Annotated in this window: 17 protein-coding genes, 1 rRNA gene and 1 riboswitch; of the genes, 12 read left to right on the top strand and 6 right to left on the bottom strand. The window is 59.1% G+C overall.

Features of this window, described 5'->3' with window-relative positions; genetic code table 11:
- The first annotated feature begins 123 nt into the window (after positions 1-123).
- Positions 124-240, top strand: a 5S ribosomal RNA gene (gene rrf / locus ACFFK0_RS13250).
- A gap of 137 nt (positions 241-377) precedes the next feature.
- Positions 378-2,045, top strand: coding sequence for a ribonuclease J (locus ACFFK0_RS13245; RefSeq protein WP_377470706.1), 1,668 nt, complete (start codon positions 378-380; stop codon positions 2,043-2,045).
- Positions 2,046-2,225: 180 nt separating this feature from the next.
- Here the strand turns inward: ACFFK0_RS13245 and ACFFK0_RS13240 are convergent, their stop codons facing one another.
- Positions 2,226-2,585, bottom strand: coding sequence for a DUF2512 family protein (locus tag ACFFK0_RS13240; protein WP_377470705.1), 360 nt, complete (start codon positions 2,583-2,585; stop codon positions 2,226-2,228).
- A gap of 152 nt (positions 2,586-2,737) precedes the next feature.
- Between ACFFK0_RS13240 and ACFFK0_RS13235 the strand changes: the two genes are divergently transcribed.
- Complete coding sequence (locus ACFFK0_RS13235; protein WP_377470704.1) at positions 2,738-3,115, top strand: WGxxGxxG family protein; 378 nt, start codon at positions 2,738-2,740, stop codon at positions 3,113-3,115.
- A 26-nt stretch (positions 3,116-3,141) separates the two neighbouring features.
- The gene (locus tag ACFFK0_RS13230) at positions 3,142-4,617 is read left to right on the top strand and encodes an amino acid permease (protein ID WP_377470703.1); all 1,476 of its coding nucleotides are present in this window, start codon (positions 3,142-3,144) and stop codon (positions 4,615-4,617) included.
- On the opposite strand, the gene ACFFK0_RS13225 is transcribed toward ACFFK0_RS13230, so the two are convergent.
- The 5 genes from ACFFK0_RS13225 to ACFFK0_RS13205 all read right to left on the bottom strand — a co-directional run bounded on the left by ACFFK0_RS13225 (position 4,513) and on the right by ACFFK0_RS13205 (position 10,269).
- Positions 4,513-5,139 (bottom strand): LysE family transporter, encoded by a 627-nt coding sequence (locus ACFFK0_RS13225; RefSeq protein WP_377470702.1) that lies wholly within the window; start codon positions 5,137-5,139, stop codon positions 4,513-4,515. The genes ACFFK0_RS13230 and ACFFK0_RS13225 overlap by 105 nt on opposite strands.
- An 81-nt stretch (positions 5,140-5,220) precedes the next feature.
- Positions 5,221-7,326 carry an ATP-binding protein gene (locus ACFFK0_RS13220; RefSeq protein WP_377470701.1) on the bottom strand — a complete coding sequence of 702 codons (2,106 nt, stop codon included), beginning with the start codon at positions 7,324-7,326 and terminating at the stop codon, positions 5,221-5,223.
- Positions 7,327-7,401: 75 nt separating this feature from the next.
- Positions 7,402-8,664, bottom strand: coding sequence for an N-acetylglucosamine-6-phosphate deacetylase (nagA, locus tag ACFFK0_RS13215; RefSeq protein ID WP_377470699.1), 1,263 nt, complete (start codon positions 8,662-8,664; stop codon positions 7,402-7,404).
- Positions 8,661-9,392, bottom strand: a complete 732-nt coding sequence (gene nagB / locus ACFFK0_RS13210; RefSeq protein ID WP_377470698.1) for a glucosamine-6-phosphate deaminase — start codon at positions 9,390-9,392, stop codon at positions 8,661-8,663. The genes nagA and nagB overlap by 4 nt, the downstream gene beginning before the upstream one ends.
- Positions 9,393-9,405: 13 nt before the next feature.
- Positions 9,406-10,269, bottom strand: a complete 864-nt coding sequence (locus ACFFK0_RS13205) for a MurR/RpiR family transcriptional regulator (RefSeq protein WP_377470697.1) — start codon at positions 10,267-10,269, stop codon at positions 9,406-9,408.
- A gap of 266 nt (positions 10,270-10,535) precedes the next feature.
- A riboswitch (purine riboswitch) is annotated at positions 10,536-10,637 on the top strand.
- Between the two features lie 153 nt (positions 10,638-10,790).
- Between ACFFK0_RS13205 and purE the strand changes: the two genes are divergently transcribed.
- From purE to purF, 8 genes are all read left to right on the top strand, one after another.
- A complete protein-coding gene (purE, locus tag ACFFK0_RS13200; RefSeq protein ID WP_377470696.1) occupies positions 10,791-11,276 on the top strand; it encodes a 5-(carboxyamino)imidazole ribonucleotide mutase in 486 nt (161 codons plus the stop codon).
- The gene (gene purK / locus ACFFK0_RS13195; protein WP_377470695.1) at positions 11,273-12,658 is read left to right on the top strand and encodes a 5-(carboxyamino)imidazole ribonucleotide synthase; all 1,386 of its coding nucleotides are present in this window, start codon (positions 11,273-11,275) and stop codon (positions 12,656-12,658) included. The genes purE and purK overlap by 4 nt, the downstream gene beginning before the upstream one ends.
- 1,157 nt (positions 12,659-13,815) lie before the next feature.
- Positions 13,816-15,111, top strand: coding sequence for an adenylosuccinate lyase (gene purB, locus ACFFK0_RS13190; protein ID WP_377470694.1), 1,296 nt, complete (start codon positions 13,816-13,818; stop codon positions 15,109-15,111).
- Between the two features lie 14 nt (positions 15,112-15,125).
- Positions 15,126-16,028 (top strand): phosphoribosylaminoimidazolesuccinocarboxamide synthase, encoded by a 903-nt coding sequence (locus ACFFK0_RS13185; protein WP_377470693.1) that lies wholly within the window; start codon positions 15,126-15,128, stop codon positions 16,026-16,028.
- Positions 16,029-16,076: 48 nt separating this feature from the next.
- A complete protein-coding gene (gene purS / locus ACFFK0_RS13180; protein ID WP_377470692.1) occupies positions 16,077-16,325 on the top strand; it encodes a phosphoribosylformylglycinamidine synthase subunit PurS in 249 nt (82 codons plus the stop codon).
- A 232-nt stretch (positions 16,326-16,557) separates the two neighbouring features.
- Positions 16,558-17,256, top strand: a complete 699-nt coding sequence (gene purQ, locus ACFFK0_RS13175; protein ID WP_377470691.1) for a phosphoribosylformylglycinamidine synthase subunit PurQ — start codon at positions 16,558-16,560, stop codon at positions 17,254-17,256.
- Positions 17,231-19,477 (top strand): phosphoribosylformylglycinamidine synthase subunit PurL, encoded by a 2,247-nt coding sequence (purL, locus tag ACFFK0_RS13170; RefSeq protein WP_377470690.1) that lies wholly within the window; start codon positions 17,231-17,233, stop codon positions 19,475-19,477. Before purQ ends, purL begins: the two co-directional genes overlap by 26 nt.
- A complete protein-coding gene (purF, locus tag ACFFK0_RS13165; RefSeq protein ID WP_377470688.1) occupies positions 19,462-21,162 on the top strand; it encodes an amidophosphoribosyltransferase in 1,701 nt (566 codons plus the stop codon). The genes purL and purF overlap by 16 nt, the downstream gene beginning before the upstream one ends.
- Positions 21,163-21,231 lie beyond the last annotated feature (69 nt).

The following is a 21,231-nucleotide window of genomic DNA, read 5'->3' as shown; positions in this document are numbered from 1 at the left end:
ATGTGTGGAGCTGACGAATACTAATCGGTCGAGGGCTTATCCAAATAAACAACCGAAAGAATACTACGCGCAATGTTTCGTATCTAGTTTTCAGGGTGCAACGCACGCCTGAATAGCAATCCGTTTGGTGGCAATGGCGGAAGGGAACCACGCGTACCCATCCCGAACACGGCCGTTAAGCCTTCCAGCGCCGATGGTACTTAGACCGCAGGGTCTTGGGAGAGTAGGACGCCGCCAAGCAAATGTTGCAACAAAACGGCAGCCGTTATTGGCTGCCGTTTTTTATTTCGTCTGCCATCACTCATATAATTTTGTTCTGGAGGAACCCTACACATTACACTTTATCTTATCTCAATCCAATAAGGAGATCATGATCAATGGCTGACAATATCCCATTATCATTTTTTGCTTTAGGCGGCGTAGGGGAAATCGGAAAGAACATGTATGTGATTCAGTACGGAGACGACATGATCGTTGTGGACTGCGGCAACAAATTTCCGGGCGATGACCTTCCCGGCATCGATTTGATCGTTCCGGATATCACGCACTTGGTAGAGCACCGTGACCGGGTAAAGGGTATGATTTTAACTCATGGACATGAGGACCATATCGGCGGACTGCCTTATATTTTGAAGCAGCTTCAAATTCCTTTGTACGGTACGGAGCTGACATTGGGGCTTGTTGAGATCAAGCTCAAAGAAGCGGACCTGCTGGGAACGATCGAGCTGAATACCGTTACACCGGATTCTCGGCTGAAGTTTGGAGAGGTGGACGTGTCATTTTTCAAAACGAATCACAGCATCCCGGATTGTCTTGGGGTTGTATTTGAAACGCCTGCGGGGACCATCGTACATACAGGGGACTTTAAGTTCGATTTGACGCCGGTTAACGAAGAGTCCGCCGACCTCCACCGCCTCGCCGATATAGGGAAAAGCGGTGTTCTTGCGCTCGTATCGGAAAGTACGAATGCGGAGCGCCCCGGATTTACTCCATCGGAGCGAGTGGTGGGCAAGCATGTGGAAGAGGTGTTCCGGGCTGCGGAGCAGAAAGTATTCGTCGCAACGTTCGCCTCCAACGTGCATCGGCTTCAGCAGGTTTTCGAGGCTGCGCGCGCAACGGGGCGGAAGGTCGCTTTAATCGGCAGAAGCATGGTCAATGTCGTGGACGTTTCAGTAAGGCTGGGCTATCTGCAAATTCCCGACGGGATCCTCATCGAGCCTGAAGACATTGCCAAGCTTCCGCTTGATCGAATAGCGGTCCTATGTACGGGAAGCCAAGGGGAGCCGATGGCTGCGCTGTCGCGTCTGGCCCGTAACAATCACCGTCAAGTGGAGGTGATTCCCGGCGATACCGTCATCATTTCTGCAGGGCCGATCCCGGGGAACGAACGGAATTTATCCCGTACGGTTGACGACTTGTTCAAGCTCGGAGCGCATGTGATCTACGGGCCGGGTTCGGCGACGGGAATGCATGTATCCGGGCATGCCAGCCAGGAAGAGCTTAAGCTGATGCTGCATTTGATGCGGCCTCGATATGTGATCCCGGTTCACGGAGAATTCCGCATGCTGCATCAGCATAAGAGATTGGCTGAGGCGGTTGGGATTAAGAAGGATCATGTATTCATCATCGAAAACGGCGACGTGGTTGAATTCCAAAACGGCGAAGGGCGTGTAGCGGGCAAAGTGCCGGCAGGCAGGACGCTGGTGGATGGCCTTGTGGGGGATGTAGGCAACATTGTTTTGCGGGACAGGAGATCGCTGTCTCAGGACGGGATTTTGGTGGTCGTCGTTACCCTCAGCAAATCGCTTAATACGATGTTATCGGGGCCGGATATCGTCTCGAGAGGGTTTGTGTACGATCGGGGCTCGGAGGACTTGTTGGAGCAAGCCAAACAGATCGTCGAAAAATCTGTCCATTTGTTTCTGGAAAAACCGGATGCCCGGCTGCATGAATTGAGGCGAAACGTTAAGGAGAGCTTGGGGCGCTTTCTGTTCGAGCAAACGAAGAGGAGGCCCATGATCGTAGCCATGATTACGGAAATATGAACGGAGCGGAGCTCCGGAAGCAGAAGGAGACCCGCAGCTACAGGCTGCGGGTCTTAAGTGTATATAATATGAAAAGGGGGTCGGGTTTTATTATAGGCTTGCTTCCTTAAAGGGAGATGAAAATCGGATTGCATTTTGATGACAAATTGTCTCGCGGATATTTCATCCAAAAATAAGGGCCTACCAAATTTTCTCCGGCTTGTCGTAACCGAATAGAAACAGATGATACATATACTCGATCGCCGCAATGACCGCCGACGTAACCGTCAGCTCCAGCCAAGAGTAATCCAAATTGGAACGCCATGCAATAAACCATAACGCAACGAAGACGAGGCCGAAATCGGCTGCAGTGGCGACCAGATTATTCGTCCAGCGCAGGATGATTTTGTCCCCGACGACATAAGCGGTGGAAGCGAGAAGAACGGCAATGATCAAGGACGCACCGAACGAAATTCCCGTAAACCACATCAGCATGGCAACAAGAGCGGCTCCATTGACGAGCAGCTTCCAAAAGAAACGGCTTTCAAGCAAAGCGTTCATACGTTCTATCCCATCCTTTCGATAATCCGTGTTGTACGTCTAGGGTTTGCACCTCCAAGCAATAATATCCCGTTCCGGCCCAAAACGGCGCCCATGAAGAATAGCGGCCGCACTCCAGCGGGAAAGCTAACGCCAAAAGGAGTGGAATGCCTGTGAAACGAAAAATTGCATCAGCAGCCGCTGCTGCGGCACTGATCTGCCAGCTTGCAGGGCCCGTATGTTATGCCGAGGAGCTTCGGGCCGATCCCGTTGATCGTTCCGAAACGAACGACGTCAATACGAGCGGCATTTCCGGAGTCGATCAGCGCAGCATTATTCAGACGGGACCGTCGGCAACGGACTGGATGGGATTGTCGCGTTCCCCGGCCTATTGGGTTGTGGATGACCGGGACGCTACAGCGGGAGGTACGGTTCGGACCCAAGGGGTTACCACGGCTCAATCGGCGAATACGGGTACAGGCTGGGGATGGCTCGGACTGCTCGGGCTGGTCGGCGTCATCGGTTTGTTTAGCCAAAGAACATCACGTTAAGCGGGATAGCGGGAGGGTGCGGACGGATGGCGCAAAGCAAAGCCTCAGGTCATGGGGAGAAGAAGCTGAAGTGGTGGCAGCTATCGCTGCTGGGGATCGCCTGTACGATCGGTACAGGTTTTTTTCTGGGATCGCATATTGCCATCCAATTGGGCGGGGCCGCGGTACTCGCTGCATACGTCATTGCAGCTTTCACGACGTATGTCGTCTTCGATAAGCTGGCGCTGATGACAGCGAAGGAGCCGCTGGAGGGCTCGTTTCGTTCTTACGCCAAGAAGGCGTTCGGGCGGTGGGCCGGCTTCAGCAGCGGATGGGGCTATTGGTCGTCGGAGCTGCTGATCGTCGGGAGCCAGCTGTCGGCGCTCGCATTATTTTCGCGATTCTGGTTTCCTCAAGTGGCTATGTGGGTGTTCGCGGCGATTTACGGCGCTCTCGGTCTCGTGATCATCATCTTGGGGACGAAGGGGTTCGAACGGATGGAAAATGTTTTTGCCGTCCTGAAGACGTCCGCTATCGTCATGTTCATTATTCTTGCACTGCTTGCCGTATTCGGCATGTTCAAGACGAACGAGCACGGTCCGGCCCTGCCGGTGAATTGGCTGCCGAACGGGATGACCGGACTGTGGGCGGCGCTGATTTTCGCATTTTACGGCTATGGCGGGCTTGAAGTCATCGGTTTGATGGCGACCCGGCTGAACAAGCCGAGCGAAGCGCCGAAGGCCGGTAAAATCATGCTGCTCGTCCTCGCTTCCATCTATGTTTTATCGATTGGCCTGGCGCTCATGCTGGAGCCTTATACGGCGTATGCAGCGAAGGAAAGTCCCTTCGTCGTAGCGCTTGCCGACTATCATCTGACGTTCGTGCCGCACCTGTTCAACGCCGTGCTGATTATCGCCGGCTTCTCGACGATGACGGCGTCGCTGTTCGCGATTACGACCATCGTCGTGACAATGGCGAATGACGGGGATGCGCCGCACGTGTTCGAAGGGAAAGGCAAAGGGAACAAGAAGCCGTTCAGCGCCGTAGGATTGAGCGCCGCCGGGTTAACGGCCTCCGTTGTGTTCGCTTTGCTAATGCCGGAAAGCGTGTATGAATATATCACGACCGCGGCGGGACTGATGCTGCTGTACAATTGGATGTTTATCCTGATCACGTCCGGCAAGCTGCTGAAGCTTGGCGCCTGGGGCCAGACGAAGCGGTTCGCCGGGATGGCGCTGGTCCTGCTGGCCGTGACGGGGACGCTGTTCAGCTCGATGAGCCGCCCGGGATTTTACATCAGCCTCGGGTTTGTCGCCGTCATCGCCGGACTGACGCTGCTCATGCGCCGGCATTGGAAGAAGGAAGTCTCATCGGTGCATCAAGCCCGTAAATCCGCCGACAATCGGGAGATCGTGTTCTCAGCCGAACAAGGCGCGGTACGCTTCGAGCCCGAAATAAAGGCCGAAGCCGATCAGCGAAAGTCCGGATACAACCGAAATCATGGCAAGGAGCCGGCGCGTTAGGATGCGGCGGAAGGCGCTGGCGACAAGAGCCATGAAGATGTCCCACAGCATAATGCCGGCCAGCATTGTGCAGCTGTACAGCGCTACCTCGCTCGCGTCATATTTGGCGATCGTATCGGCCAGAATGGAACCGAAAATCCCGAGCCAGAACAAGATGGACAGCGGATTGGAGATCGACATCAGGAAGCCGGAGCCGAACGACTTCAGCAGCGAGCTGTCGCCGGCCCGCCGATGCTCGCCGACCCTGCCGGCGCTAATCAAGCTTTCGATCCCGATGTACGTCAAAATAAAGAAGCCGAACAGCCAAAGAAACGTCTTCATCGACGGAATGTTAAGGAATTGAACGACACCGAAATAGACGAGCAGCATGAAAATAACGTCGGCGAGCATCGCGCCCACACCGACTAGCCAGGCATGCAGGAAGCCGCTGCGGATGCCGCGGTCTATCTGCGCCGCATTGATGGGCCCGATCGGGGCGGCTAGCGAAAGTCCTAGCAGAAAATAGCTGATCAGCACGTTCATAACGGCGAAACCTCCCTCATGGATGCACAGCACAACTTGTACATCTTATGAGGGAGGTTTGGCTTGTACGACAGGAAAATTTTACAGCGGGATCCACACGGCCGGAAGCGAAATGCTGAAGGTGCTGCCCTGGCCCGATGTGCTGTGGACCTCGATGGCTCCGCCGTGAAGACCCATCATTTCTTTGGCGATCGCGAGGCCGAGACCGGCGCCGGCGGATTGGATTTTGCGGGAATAGGCGCCTTTGTAGAAGCGGTCGAAAATAAAGCCGAGCTCATGCTCCGGAATACCCGGTCCCGTGTCGCTGACGGATATGACGAAGCGCGGCCCGGTATCCGGGGTGTCGATCAGCGCGGCGCGGACCTGTATGCTTCCGCCGGGCGCCGTGAATTTAACGGCATTCATAACCAGGTTGGCGAACGCTTGCTCTATGCGCAAAGTATCGACGTTGATCATCGCTTCGCAGCCGTCTCTCGGCTCGATGTTCTCCTCCAAAGTAACGGTCAGCCCCTTGCTTTCCGCTTCCCATTCATATTTATGGTACATCAGATGGAGCAAATCCTTCGCGGGCAGAAGCTCGAAGCGGAACTCCATTTTACCGGTTTCCAGCTTGGACAGCTCGAGCAAGTCTTGGAAAATATGCTGCAAAATTTTCGACTTCTCATAAATGAGCTCCAAATATTTCTTTGGGGGGCCGGAGATGACGCCGTCGATGATCGCCCGGGTGTATCCTTGTATGGAGGTCAAAGGCGTCTTCAGCTCGTGGGAAATGTTCGAGAGCAGCATCCTCCGGGAAGCTTCGAGCAGCGTCATGTCGTTATAGGCCTGCTGCAGCTTCGCATTCGAGCGTTCGAGCTCGGCTGTCCGTTCGCTCACTTTGTGCTCCAGGGTATCGTTCAGCTCCCGAAGCTGTCTGGACAGCTGTTCCGCGCGCGTGAACGAACGGGAGAAGCGGCTCGAAATATTGACGGCCTGGACGAGCAAGTACGTGACGAGGCCGAATCCGAGCAGCTGCTTCGTGTGAATCAAATGGTTGTAGAACAGCGTATCGTGAATGAACGTGCCGAAAAATACGAGCAGGGCGATAAAATTCCGCAGCGCCCCTTCCTGCTTCCGGCCGACCATGACCATAAAGACATATAGGGCGTAGAGCAGCATCACGACAGCGAACAGCTGGACAGGGAGCATCATGTACGTATAGACTCGAGCCGGAGTCGCCAGCACGAGCAAGCAGCAGAGCGTCGTGAAGGTGAGAGCGATGCCAGCCCACCTCTTGCTGAACTGACCCTTGTATTGGAACCGGCAAAAATACATAAAGAGCGGCAAGGCGATCATGCCGCTGATATATTCGATCTTGACGGCCGGCTCCCAGGCCAGTCCCGGAAACAGCCGAACGGCCATCGTCTCGCCGAGCAGCATCGAGCGAACCGCGAACGCGAGGGACAGCAAGCCGAACAGCAGCGCCGCCGGCTCGCTGCGGCGAAACGCGTATAGTCCGATATGGTATATTCCCATGAGGGTGAGTGCACCGGCAAGGAACATTTCCACGGCTATGTTCGTGTCCCGCTCGAACGAGACGGCGTCCGCCGAACCGAGCCGGAGCGACTGCCATAGCCCTCCCTTGCGCTGCACGAAATTCGCTGCCTGCACGACGAGCTCGACTTGATCTTCATTTGTATCGAAGTATACGACTTTGCGGTAATTGGCGGGCACCATTTGCTCCCGATTATCCGCGACAATACCGTTCGAAGCCGCCAGCCGGCCGTTGATCCATAGCTTGTAGGAAGTGGCGACGCTCGGCATGTAAACGGCCAGCTGCCTGTTCTGCAGCTCGCTGCCGAGCCGGACGGTCAGCCGGTACGTGGCGTAGCCGTGGCTTGGCACGGTGATGCCGGACCTGGTGGTTGCGGGCCAGGCTTTCGGTACGCTGAGGTAGTCGGCTTGCCGCATCTCGGGAGTACGGTTCGTAAACTGAGCGGGATCGAGCAGCTGCGACCCGTAAAACTCCCATTCGCCGTCCAGAGGCAGAGGGGGCTGATGGGCAATATCGTATGTGGACGCATCGAGCTCGCCTCGCTCCGCCCGAAGGGGATTTCCGTGAATAGCATGAGCGGACGGAGCGAACGCGCTTAGAAATGCGGCAAGCGATAGGAGGAGGAGTAGGATTCGTTGGTATCGGAAGTTCATCGGCTTAACCCGCCCTCAATGATGTCGACTGCTAACATGATAACATAAATGGGGCGGAGGAGTCGGGACGGCTAGTTACAGCAACTTTTGGCCGCGTTTCCATACCTGATGCAGATTGAGGCCAGCGTCCAGCAGCAGCAAATCTGCCAGCTTGCCTTCGGTGACGGAGCCGACGGAATCGTAGAGCCCGAGTCTGCGGGCGGGGTTGCCGCTGGCCAGAGCGGATGCGTCCTGGGCGGGGAGTCCGATCTCGCGCACCATGAAGCGGAACGCTTCAATCATCGTCAGGGTGCTGCCCGCGAGAGCGCCGCCCTTCTTCAAGCGGGCCGCTCCGTCCTTCACAACGACGTCCAGGCCGCCGAGCGAGTAGTCACCGTCGCCGAGTCCGGCGGCGGAGATGGCATCCGTAATGAGGACGAGGTTGTGCTGTGTCTTCAATCGGGTCAGCAGCTGAATGCAGGGCGGGCTCACGTGGAGGCCGTCGGCAATGACTTCGGCGCACAGGCGCGGATCCGTCAATACGGCGCCTACCGTGCCGGGCTCGCGGTGGTGAAGTCCGCGCATGGCGTTGAACGTGTGGACGGCGTGCGATAAGCCGCGCCCGGCGGCCGTCTGGATATCGGCATACGTCGCGTCGGTGTGTCCGGCCGCCGCGATGATGCCGTTGGCGTGAAGCCATGCGATGACGTCCAGTGCGCCGGGCTGCTCCGGAGCTAGCGTCATCATGCGGATCAGTCCGGGAAAGCGCTGCGACCAGTCTTCGAGCCATGCGGCCGTTGGCGGAGCGATGAAGGCCGGGTTTTGCGCGCCGGGCCACTTCGGGCTGATGAACGGCCCTTCGAGATGAACGCCGTAAAGCTCGGCGCCGGTCGGCGTCTGCGCGAGCCGGTCGGCGCGCTGTCTCGCTTCCGCCGCTTCCAGCACGCGGAGCAGCGCTTCCGGCGCGGCGGTGACGGTCGTAGCGAGCAGGCCGGTCGTGCCGTGGCGGGCGTGGAAGGCGGCGATCGCTTTGTAGCCTTCCGGGTCCGCGTCCATGAAATCATGGCCGCAGCCGCCGTGCACGTGCATGTCGATGAAGCCGGGAATGACGAGGCCGCCGCTGCCGTCAAGAGCTTGCCCGGCCGCTTGGCGGAGGCCGGCCGGAACGCCTTCGTGCGGGCCTGCATAGGTGATGCGCCCGTCCTGCCATAGGACGATGCCGCCCGGAACGGTCCGGTGCTCCGTTACTATCGTTGCGTTGCGGATTCCTCCCGAGCCGGTACCGTGTTCCGTTACTATCGATGGGTTACGGACTTCGGCGGAGAGGGCTTGGCTAGCGGCTGCAGATTGGTTGTTCATACGTTCAAGAGCCTCCCCGCTGCGGTGTCGACATAGACGTGCAGGTCGGCGTGCGTCTGCAGCAGCGATGCGGGACAATCCGTCGTTATCGGTCCGTATAAGGCTCGCTGCATAATTTCCGCTTTATCGGCTCCCCGGGCGACGAGCAGAATGGATTGGGCTTTCAGAATCGAGCCGATGCCCATCGTGATCGCATGGGTCGGCACCTGCTCCGGCGAGTCGAAGAAGCGGGCGTTCGCTTCGCGCGTCGACGGCTTCAGCTCGACGACGTGGGTGCCGCTCAGCAGCGCATGGTCCGGCTCGTTGAAGCCGATATGGCCGTTATGGCCGATGCCGAGCAGCTGCAGATCGATGCGGCCCGCTTGCGCCAGCAGCCCGTCGTAGCGCGCGCATTCGGCGGCTATGTCGGCGGCGCTGCCGTCCGGCAAATGGCAGCGCTCGGGCCGGGCGTCGACAGCGTCGAACAGATGCTTGCGCATGTAGCTGAAATAGCTTTCCGGGTGATTCTTCGGCAAGCCGACATATTCGTCCAGATTAAATGTCGTCACATCGCGGAAACGAACGATGCCGGCAGCGCAGCGGCGGACGAGCGAGGCATAGATGCCGACCGGCGTGCCGCCTGTAGCCAGGCCGAGAACGGCGGACGGATTGCGCAGCACAAGCCCGCCGATCAGATCGGCGGCGGCTTCGTTCAAGTCTTCCTGCGAGTTGAAAATGCGAATGTTCATCGTCGCGGCACTCCTATCGTTCTTTGGATGGCTTGCGATACTCCCGGACACGCTGGTACGACTCCTCGAGCTTCGGGATGTACTTGTCGAAGGCGGTGCTCAGCATGCCGGTAAACAGGACGTCGAGCACGAACAGCTGGGCGATGCGCGAGGCCATGTCGCCGCGCCGGATGCCTTCTTCCAGCGCGGAGGTGAACAGCTGGATATCGCTGCTTGCTGCGAGCGTGTTCGGGCCGTATTTCGTGAGGGAGACGACCGTCGCTCCTTGCCGCTTGGCGCAGCGCACCGCATCGACGATTTCCGGCGTTTCGCCGGAGTAGGAGACGGCAAGGACAACGTCGTCCTCGGTCAGCGTCGCTGCGGAAGTGATCTGCATATGCGAGTCGGTAAACATCGACGCCCGGCGGCCGATCCGGACGAGCTTCTGATAGAAGTCCGAGGCTGCGACGCCCGACGTAGCGACGCCGTAGATGTCGATGTGCCGGGCCTTCTGCAGCACCGCTATAGCCCTCTCGATAACTGAGGGATCGAGCAGCGAGGCGGTTTCGCTAATCGAGCGGGTATGGTTATCCTTCACCGCGGTGAGCAGCTCGATGGTCGAAGTGCCGGCTACGATGTCCTGATAGGAAGCGGCGCCGGAGCGGGCCAGAGCGAGCTCGGCGGACAGCTTGATTTTGAAATCGCTGAAGCTTTCGAAATGGAATGACTTGCAGAAGCGGGACACGGTCGCGGTGCTGGTGCCGGACCTTTCGGCAAGCTCGACGATGCTGAGGCGCGTCGTTTCGAGCGGGTGGGCGGCGATATAGCCGGCGAGCAGCTGCTCCTTCGGGTGCAGCTCCGACATGGACGACTCGATAGCGACTAGGATGCTGGACACATGCTTCACCGTTTTCTTGGGATAATTATTTTCACATAATTCAATGGTTAAGGAAAATCATTTACATATCCATTATAAAAATGTTCTGCGCCAGAAGCAACCTCCTAGTAAAACTCATCTGGCAAGCGTTGATAACGCTGTCAACGAAATGCGAATGTTATTGGTGAAAGAGTTGTGAATGTTCGTGTTTTGAGTTGACATGACGTGTGAGTAGCTGATAAACTAGAGGAAACATCGTTGAAAATCAGAACATAGCAAATGAAATACTCGAGTGATAGACGCAGCTTCGTATAATGTCGGGGATCTGGCCCGAAAGTCTCTACCCGGAAACCGTAAATTTCTGGACTACGAGGAAGCGGATGTGGGTACAACTAACGTAGCGCTAGTTGACGGCCTTTAACTCCCGTAATGAGGATGGGCGGGGCGGCATTCGGTTCTTTGCAGTCCGGGGATAGGGTACGACTATCTCCGGGCTTTTCTGTATTTTGTCGGTAGCAATGAATGATTGGGGGACAGTGGACATGACGGCAAAAGTCGGGGTCATCATGGGAAGCAAATCGGACTGGGAAACGATGCGGCACGCTTGCGAGGTGCTGGAGGAGCTCGGCGTTCCGTACGAGAAGAAGGTGGTTTCGGCGCATCGGACGCCGGATTTGATGTTTGAATATGCAGAGACGGCGGTCTCGCGCGGACTGCAGGTCATTATAGCCGGCGCGGGAGGCGCAGCGCATTTGCCGGGCATGGTCGCGGCGAAGACGGAGCTGCCGGTGATCGGCGTGCCGGTCAAATCGGCGGCGCTGAACGGACTTGATTCGCTGCTTTCGATCGTACAGATGCCGGCGGGCATTCCGGTTGCGACCGTGGCGATCGGCGTTGCGGGGGCGACGAATGCCGGGCTGCTGGCAGCACAAATGATCGGCGCGTTCGAGCCGGAGTTGCGGGAGCGCGTGCGCGTGCGCCGCGAGAAGACGAAGCAGGCGGTGCTGGAAGCGGGAGAGCTGGAATGAGCGGAGACGGCGTTGCAGGAAAGGCGGGGATCGGCGTGTCGATGAATGAAAAGAGCGGCGGAGGCACGACTCAGCCGCGGCAAGCGGGCCAGCCGGCGGCATCTGCCGGGAAACGCATACTCCCGGGGGCGACGATCGGCATTCTCGGCGGCGGCCAGCTCGGACGGATGATGGCGCTCGCCGGCTCGCACCTCGGCTACCGGTTCGTCACTCTCGATCCGACGCCGGACTCGCCTTGCGGGCAAGTAGCTTCGCGCCAGCTTACGGCGGCTTACAACGATGTGGAAGCGGCTTGTACGCTCGCGGAGCTGTCCGACGTCATTACGTATGAGTTTGAGAATGTCGACGCCCGCGTTACCGAGCTGCTGGAGCGGGAATGCTACGTTCCGCAGGGCAGCGGGCTGCTCTACGTGACGCAGCACCGGCTGCGCGAGAAGCGGGCGATCGAGGCGGCGGGCGTCAAGGTGGCTCCCTACGAGGAGATCGTCAGCGCCTCGCAGCTGCGTGAGGCCGCAGCCCGGCTCGGCCTGCCGTGCGTGCTGAAGACGGCCACCGGCGGCTACGACGGCAAAGGGCAGCGGGTGATCCGCGCCGAGGACGAGCTGGAAGCGGCCTATGAGGCGCTCGGCCGTGGCAAGGTCGAGCTCGTGCTCGAGAAGTGGATTACGTTCGAGCGCGAGCTCAGCGTCATCGCCGCCCGCAGTCCGAGCGGCGAGGTGCGCACGTTCCCGGCAGCGGAGAACGTGCATGTGGACAACATCCTGCATCTCTCGATCGTGCCCGCCCGAGTGCCGCAGGATGTGATCGCCCGCGCGGAGGAGCTGGCGCGCCGCATCGCCGAGGCGCTCGGCGTCGTCGGCCTGGTGGCAGTGGAGATGTTCGTCACCGCGGGCGGCGAGCTGTTCGTGAACGAGCTCGCGCCGCGGCCCCACAACTCCGGCCATTACACGATGGAGGCCTGCGTCACTTCGCAGTTCGAGCAGCATGTGCGCGCGATCTGCGACCTGCCGCTCGGACCGACGACGCTGCGTACGCCGGTCGTCATGGTGAACGTGCTCGGCGAGCACGTGGAGCCGCTGCTGAGCTGGCTGGCGTCGGCGGAGCCGGAGGGATTCGGAGCCTGTGGCGGGGCGGCGTGTGGTGCTGCGCGGACAGCCGATGCCGCTTCGGCCGCTGTCGCAGGCAATGCGGCGGAAGGCTCCCGGAGAGATGCTGCAGGAAACGGCATTGGCGGCGTTACGGTGAAGCTGCACCTGTACGGTAAACATGAAGCGAAGGATAAGCGCAAGATGGGGCATATCAATCTGCTGACCGACGATGTGGAGAAGGCGCTCGCCTGGGTGGAGCGCACCGGCATTTGGCGGGAGCAGAAGCGAGAATAGACTGTAACAGTAAGGTCAGGACGGGCGATGTCAGGGCGGAACTGTTTGTCGGCGTAGGTTGCAGCAAAAGCTAAAAGGACGTTGTTGGACGTGGCGAGTGTCTTGCAAAGATGGAAACAAGGTCCGAAAGGGCGTTGTTGGGCGGAGCGGGCGACCGGCTGGGTGAAACAAGGGCCGAAAGGGCGTTGTTGAGCGGATCGGGCGTCCGGCGAGGTGAAACAAAGTCCGAAAGGGCGTTGTTGAGCGGGGCGGGCGTCTGGCGAGGTGAAACAAAGTCCGAATGGGCGTTGTTGAGCGGGATGGGGCGTCTGGCGAGTTGAAACAAGGGCCGAAAGGGCGTTGTTGAGCGGGACGGGGCGTCTGGCGAGGTGAAACAAAGGCCGAATGGGCTTTGTTGAGCGGAGCGGGCGTCTGGCGAGGTGAAACAAAGTCCGAATGGGCGTTGTTGAGCGGGACGGGGCGTCTGGCGAGGTGAAACAAGGGCCGAATGGGCGTTGTTGAGCGGAGCGGGCGACCGGCTGGGTGAAACAAGGGCCGAATGGGCGTTGTTGAGCGGAGCGGGCGACCGGCTGGGTGAAACAAGGGCCGAAAGGGCGTTGTTGAGCGGGACGGGGCGTCCGGCGAGGTGAAACAAAGTCCGAAAGGGCGTTGTTGAGCGGGACGGGGCGTCCGGCGAGGTGAAACAAAGTCCGAATGGGCGTTGTTGAGCGGGACGGGGCATCCGGCGAGGTGAAACAAGGGCCGAAAGGTCGTTGTTGAGCGGATCGGGCAAGAGCCATGAAGTGTTCGAAGTGCTCTCAGTTTTCGAAAAATCCGAGGTGCACTCAATACCTGCAGTGCTCGATACACCTGAAGTGTGCTCCAATCCCTGTAGTGCTTGAACAGCCTGAGGTGCTCACCAGTATCTGCAGTCCTCGAAGTGACAGAAGTCCCTGGAGCGCTCAGAGTCTTCCTAAATGCTCGAGTAACCTAAGTGCTCAAAGTAGCTAAGTGCTCAAAGTAGCTAAGTGCTCAAAGTAGCTAAGTGCTCAAAGTAGCTAAGTGCTCAAAGTAACCTAAGTGCTCCACACGCAGGACGAACGCCGATAACCGGCCCATCAATCGATAACCAAACCTTATATAGATAAAAACCGAACATTCGGAGTGGAGGAACAACCATGTTAGAACGGTATACACGGCCGGAGATGGCGCGTATTTGGACGGAAGAGAACAAGTTCAAGGCTTGGCTGGAGGTGGAGCTGCTGTCCTGCGAAGCATGGGCGGAGCTCGGCGTCATCCCGAAGGAGGACGTCGCCGCACTGCGCGCGAACGCAACCTTCAACATCGACCGCATTTACGAGATTGAGCAGGAAACCCGCCACGATGTGATCGCGTTCACGCGGGCGGTATCGGAAACGGTAGGTCCGGAGCGCAAATGGGTGCATTACGGCCTCACCTCGACGGACGTCGTCGATACGGCGCTAGGCTACCTGCTGAAGCAGGCGAACGAAATTTTGGAGCAGGACATCATCCGCTTCATCGACATTCTCAAAGATAAAGCGATCCAATACAAGCACACGCCCATGATGGGGCGTACCCATGGCGTCCATGCCGAGCCGACCACGTTCGGTCTCAAGATGGCGCTGTGGCACGAAGAGATGAAGCGCAACCTGCAGCGGTTCCGCACCGCGGCGGAGCAGGTCCAATACGGTAAAATCTCCGGAGCCGTCGGCACGTACGCCAACGCCGATCCGTTCCTGGAGCAATACGTGTGCGAGAAGCTCGGCACGAAGGCGGCGCCGATCTCGACGCAGACGCTGCAGCGCGACCGCCATGCCGAATACATGGCGACGCTGGCGCTGATCGCAACGTCGCTCGACAAGTTCGCGACCGAGATCCGCGCGCTGCAGAAGAGCGAGTTCCGCGAGGTTGAGGAGCCGTTCGCGAAGGGCCAGAAGGGCTCGTCGGCGATGCCGCACAAGCGCAACCCGATCGGCTGCGAGAACATCTCCGGCTTGTCGCGCGTCATTCGCGGCCACATGCTGTCGGCTTACGAGAACGTACCGCTCTGGCACGAGCGCGACATCAGCCACTCGTCGGTGGAGCGCATCATTTTGCCGGATGCGACTTGCCTGCTGGATTACATGCTGAACCGGTTCTCCAACATCGTGAAGAACTTGACGGTGTTCCCGCACAACATGCTGCGCAATATGCAATCGACGTACGGCGTACCGTTCTCCGGCCGCGTGATGACGAAGCTGATCGACAAAGGCTTCTCCCGCGAGCAGGCGTACGACACCGTGCAGCCGAGAGCGATGCAGGCGTGGGAGGAGCAGCGCTCGTTCCGCGACATTATCGAGAATACGCCGGCGATCGCCGAGCAGCTATCCGCTGAAGAAATCGCCGACTGCTTCGATCCGAGCTGGCATTTGAAGCATGTGGATACGATTTTTGCCCGATTGGGACTCGAATAGGAGGCAGCAAGCTCATGACGAACAACGCGCTATTGACTGCAGAAGGCTTAGTGGAAGCTCCGCTCGTATACAAAGGCAAGGTTCGCGAGCTGTATGACCTGGGGGAACATTTTCTGATCGTCGTGACCGACCGCATCTCCGCTTTCGACTACATCTTGAAGCCGGGTGTGCCGGACAAAGGGCGCGTGCTCAATCGGCTGAGCGAATTTTGGTTCAATCAGATGGGCGGTTTCTTCGCCAACCATATGATTCATACGGACATCACCAAGCTGATCGATCAGGGGTATGTCAGACCTGAGAACGCTCAGCCTCTAGTTGGGCGCGTGATGGTGACGTACAAGGCGATCCGGATTCCGGTCGAATGCGTCGTCCGCGGCTACATTACCGGCGGCGGCTGGCGTCAGTACCAGGAAACGGGCAAAATCAACGGGCATGAGCTGCCGGCGGGACTGCGCAAGAACGAAAAGCTGCCGAGCCCGATCTTCACACCGGCGATCAAGAACGATGTCGGCCACGACGAGGATATTACGATTGACCAAATGATAGAGCGCTTCGGCGAAAATATGACCAAGAAGCTGATGCAGCGCAGCCAGCATATCTACGCCAATGCTCAGGTATACTGCGAAGACCGCGGCATCATCCTCGCCGACACGAAGTTCGAATTCGGCTTCATCGGCGACCAGCTGCTCATTATCGACGAAATGCTGACGCCGGATTCGTCCCGTTTCTGGGCGAAGGACAAGTACGCGCTTGATATTGAGATCGACAGTCTGGACAAAGAGCCGGTGCGCACGTACCTGGCAAACTCCGGCTGGGACAAAAACAGCGAGCCGGATCCGCTGCCGGACGAAGTGGTGCAAGCTACGGCGGATCGCTACCATGACATTTACCGCAAACTGACTTCGAAAATAGACTAAGCACGAAAGACAGCAGTACCCTAAACCCCCGGAGGAGGAGAACCCCCCATGATGAAAGCGAAGGTATACGTCACCATTAAGCAAAATGTACTCGACCCCCAAGGCAGCGCCGTACAAGGCGCTCTGCACGCGCTCGGCTTCGGCGAAGTCGGCAAGGCGCGCGTAGGCAAGTATGTCGAGCTGGAGCTGCAAACGTCGGATAAGAACGAAGCGGAAGCCCGCGTGAAGGCGATGTGCGAGAAGCTGCTCGCCAACACGGTGATCGAAGATTACCGTTACGAGCTGGAGCAGGCGTAACCGGCACGGCCCGTGGAGTTGCGCGGGAACCCGGTTCCGACGGACGCAAGGGACGGATGGACAGCGACGCATGTTACGGTGAGTCAGCGGACGCAAGCTTGCGTTTCCTGACGCGTGACGCTGTGCACGGACAGACACCGGCGCACGTCAAGTGCGCTTTCGCAGAGACGGCAGCATTTTTGCTTACGATGACAGCTTTCCAAGATGAGCTTGTGAGGAGGCCTCGGCAATCATGAAATTCGGAGTACTGGTGTTTCCGGGCTCGAACTGCGACATCGACTGCTTCAAGGCGGTCGAGTCGACGATCGGTCAACCGGTGGAATACGTATGGCATACATCGACGGATCTTTCCGCTTACGACGCGATTCTCGTGCCGGGCGGTTTCTCTTACGGGGATTATCTCCGCTGCGGGGCAATCGCCCAATTCGCGCCGGTCATGGCCGCGCTGAAGGAAGCGGCGGAGAAGGGCAAATACATTCTCGGCATTTGCAACGGGTTCCAGATCTTGACCGAAGCCCGTCTGCTGCCGGGGGCGCTGCTGCGCAACAAGGAATTGAAATTCCGCTGCCATAGCGCGAAGCTTCGCGTCGTGAACAACCGGACGCCGTTCACCAGCGATTACGCGGAGAACGAGCTGATCGACATTCCGATCGCGCACGGCGAAGGCAGCTACTACTGTGATGAAGCGACACTGAAGGAGCTGCAGCAAAACGGCCAAATCGTGTTTCGCTACGAAGCGGGCAACAACCCGAACGGCTCGGTGGACGATATCGCAGGCGTATCGAACGCAGCCGGCAACGTCGTCGGCATGATGCCGCATCCGGAGCGCGCCGTGCACGAGCTGCTCGGCTCGGCGGACGGCAAGCGTATGTTTACATCGATCTTGAACGCATGGAGGGAACAGAGTGGCACAGCAGTTATCGGCGGCTAAGGAGCCGAACGCGGAGCAAATCGCAGAGCAGAAGCTCTACAAGCAAATGGGTGTCACCGACGACGAGTATGCGAAAATTTGCGGCTTCCTCGGGCGCAAGCCGAACTACGTCGAAATCGGCGTGTTCTCGGTCATGTGGTCGGAGCACTGCTCGTACAAAAATTCCAAGCCGGTGCTGCGCCGCTTCCCGACAAGCGGCCCTCGCGTCCTGATGGGACCGGGCGAGGGCGCTGGCGTCGTCGATATCGGCGACAATCAGGCTGTCGTATTCAAAATCGAGTCGCACAACCATCCGTCGGCCATCGAGCCCTATCAAGGCGCGGCGACCGGGGTGGGCGGCATTATCCGCGATATTTTCTCGATGGGGGCGCGTCCTGTCGCTCTGCTGAACTCGCTGCGCTTCGGTCGTCTGGAGAACGACCGCGTCCGTTACCTGTTCGAGCATGTCGTGTCCGGTATCGCCGGCTACGGCAACTGTATCGGCATCCCGACCGTTGCGGGCGAAGTGATGTTCGACGAGAGCTACGAAGGCAATCCGCTCGTTAACGCCATGTGCGTCGGTCTTATTAACCATGATCAGATTCAGAAGGGTGTGGCGAAGGGCGTCGGCAACCCGGTGTTCTACGTCGGACCGGCAACGGGCCGCGACGGGATCCACGGGGCGACGTTCGCGTCCGAGGAGCTGACGGAGGAGTCCGAGTCGAAGCGTCCTGCGGTACAGGTCGGCGATCCGTTCATGGAGAAGCTCGTGATGGAGTCGTGCCTGGAGCTGATCGCTTCCGGTATCGTGCTCGGCATTCAGGATATGGGCGCAGCGGGTCTGACTTGCTCGTCCGCGGAGATGGCGTCGAAGGCCGGCAACGGCATCGAGCTGTACCTCGATGAAGTGCCGCAGCGCGAAATCGGCATGACCCCGTACGAAATGATGCTCTCCGAGTCGCAGGAGCGGATGCTGTTCGTGGTCTCGCCGGAGAACGAGGCGAAGGCGCGGGCGATTTTCGAGAAGTGGGGCGTCATCTGCGCGAAGGTCGGCAAGGTGACCGACGACGGCCGTCTGAAGCTGTTCCACAAGGGTGAGCTGGTGGGCGACATGCCGGTCGGCGCGCTCGTCGACGAGTGCCCGGTGTACAACAAGCCTTCCAGGGAGCCTGCCTACTATGCGGAAAATGGTGCCGTCGACACGCTCCGTTACGCCGAAGTAACCGATCTGACGGACGCCTTGAAGAAGGTGCTCGCGTCGCCGACGGTCGCTTCGAAGGAATGGGTGTACAACCAATACGATTCGATGGTTCGCACGGAGACGTTCGTTCGTCCGGGCTCGGACGCTGCGGTGGTCGGCGTGCCGGGAACGCGTAAGGCGCTTGCCATGACGACCGATTGCAACGGCCGGTATGTGTATCTCGATCCGGAAGTCGGCGGCCGCATTGCGGTCAGCGAAGCGGCGCGCAATATCGTCTGCTCCGGCGGATTGCCGCTTGCCGTAACGGATAACCTCAACTTCGGTTCGCCGGAGAAGCCGGAAATTTTCTGGCAGCTGGAGAAAGCGGTCGACGGCATGGCGGAAGCTTGCCGCGAGCTGGACACACCGGTTATCGGCGGCAACGTATCGCTGTACAACGAGAACGCCAAAGGCGCGATCTACCCGACGCCGGTTATCGGCATGGTCGGTCTCGTCGAGGACGTTGATCATATTACGACGCAAGGCTTTAAGGCTGAGGGCGACGTTGTGCTGCTGCTGGGCGAAACGAAGGCGGAGCTGGGCGGCAGCGAGTTCCAGTACGTCGTGCACGGCGTAACGGAAGGCCGTCCGCCGGTGCTGGACCTGGCTGTCGAGCGTAAGCTGCAGCAGGCGGTGCTGGAAGCGATCCGCGGCGGACTGGTCGCCTCGGCTCACGATTTGTCCGAGGGCGGTCTGGCGGTTGCGCTGGCGGAGTCCTGCATCAGCGGCGGCATCGGCGCCACGGTTGCCGTGGACAGCGAGCTGCGCGCCGATGTAGCGCTGTTCAGCGAGTCGCAGTCGCGCATCGTGCTGAGCGCCAAGCCGGACAAGGCTTCTGCGCTTCAAAAGCTGCTCGCGGAGCGCGGCGTGCCGTGCCGCGAGATCGGCAAGGTCGGCGGTTCGCAGCTGACGGTTACTGTTAACGGTAAGGAAGGGATCCGCTCGGAAGTTGCAACGTTGGAAAAAGTCTGGAAGGAAGCGATCCCATGCTATATGAAATAAGAGCGTCGGATGAAGAGGGGAACCAGAGTCAGTCACACGGTCAGTCAGCGGTTGGTAGCGACGCTCAAGCGATGGCGGCAGGCGGTGCGGATATGGCGGCGCCTGCGAACAGAAGCTCGGCAGCTCGCAACAGCGGGCTGCTGAGCATGGAGTTCGGGTCGTCGTTCGCTTCGGGCACGGTGCCCGGCGCCGAGCGGGCCTGGGACGCCGTGGCCTCGTCGGACGTAGAGACGCTGTGGAGCGGCGATTACTATAACGAAGGCACGTCTCCGCACGACGGCTGGACCGACAAGCTGCGCGAGGAGTGCGGCGTGTTCGGGGTGTTCGGTCACCCCGACGCCGCGTCGCTCTGCTACTACGGGCTGCACGCGCTGCAGCACCGCGGTCAGGAGAGCGCGGGCATCTGTACCGCGGATGCGGACAATTTCCATTACCACCGCGGTATGGGGCTCGTGAAGGAAGTATTCGACAACAACACGCTGCCGGGTCTGCAAGGGACGGGCGCCGTTGCGCATGTCCGTTATTCGACCGCTGGCGAGAGCAAGCTGCAGAACGCGCAGCCGCTCGTGTTCAAGTATCGCGAAGGCGATCTGGCGATTGCTACGAACGGGAACCTGGTCAACGCGCCGGAGCTGCGCCGCAAGCTGGAGCGGATGGGGTCGATTTTCCAAACGACGAGCGATACCGAAGTGCTGGCGCATCTGATTGCGCGTTCCGAGCACGACGATATTGTTGACGCCGTTAAGGATGCGCTTGGGCAGATCGTAGGGGCTTATGCGTTCCTCGTCATGACGAAGGATAAGCTGATCGCCGCGCTCGATCCGCACGGGCTGCGCCCGTTCGTGATGGGCCGCCTTGGCGATGCGTATTTGTTCGCTTCCGAGACGTGCGCCTTCGATGCGGTCGGCGGGGAAGCGGTGCGCGATCTGGAGCCGGGCGAGCTGCTCGTGCTGGATCGCGACGGTCTGCATTTGGATCGGTTTACGGAAGCGAAGAAGCGCGCGATCTGCGCGATGGAATACATTTATTTTGCCCGCCCGGACAGCGATATCGACGCCATTAACATTCACTCGGCGCGCAAGCGGATGGGCAAGCGTCTGGCGACGGAGTCGTTCGTCGATGCGGACGTAGTGACCGGCGTCCCGGACAGCTCGATCTCGGCGGCGATCGGCTTCGCGGAGCAAACGGGCATCCCGTACGAGCTCGGGCTGATCAAGAACCGGTACACGGGCCGGACGTTCATTCAGCCGAGCCAGGAGCTGCGCGAGCAGGGCGTGAAGATGAAGCTGAGTGCGGTGCGCAAGGTCGTCGAAGGCAAGCGCGTCGTCATGATCGACGATTCGATCGTGCGCGGCACGACATCGCTTCGCATCGTCAACCTTCTGCGTGAAGCGGGGGCGACCGAGGTGCATGTGCGCATCTCCTCGCCGCCGTTCCAGAACCCTTGCTTCTACGGCATCGATACGCCGGACCGCAAGGAGCTGATTGCCGCGCAGAAATCGATCGAAGAAATTCGCAAGGCGATTAACGCGGATTCCTTGCATTTTCTCAGTCAGGAAGGGCTGCTGGAGGCGATCGGGCGGACGGCGCAGGAGGAGAACCGCGGTCACTGCACGGCTTGCTTCGACAACAAGTATCCGACGGAAATTACGGATCATGCGAAGGCAGGCTGCGGCTGCGACTGATGGGGCGATATGCGGTTAAGCGCAGTGCGATTTGCGTGATGCGTAATGCGTGATGCGTAATGCGTAATC

Origin of the sequence: Paenibacillus chartarius (assembly GCF_042432825.1) — a bacterium.
Classification (GTDB): Bacteria; Bacillota; Bacilli; order Paenibacillales; family NBRC-103111; genus Gordoniibacillus; species Gordoniibacillus chartarius.
The sequence above is the reverse complement of the archived record's forward strand: the minus strand, read 5'-3'. Positions and strand labels throughout refer to the sequence as shown.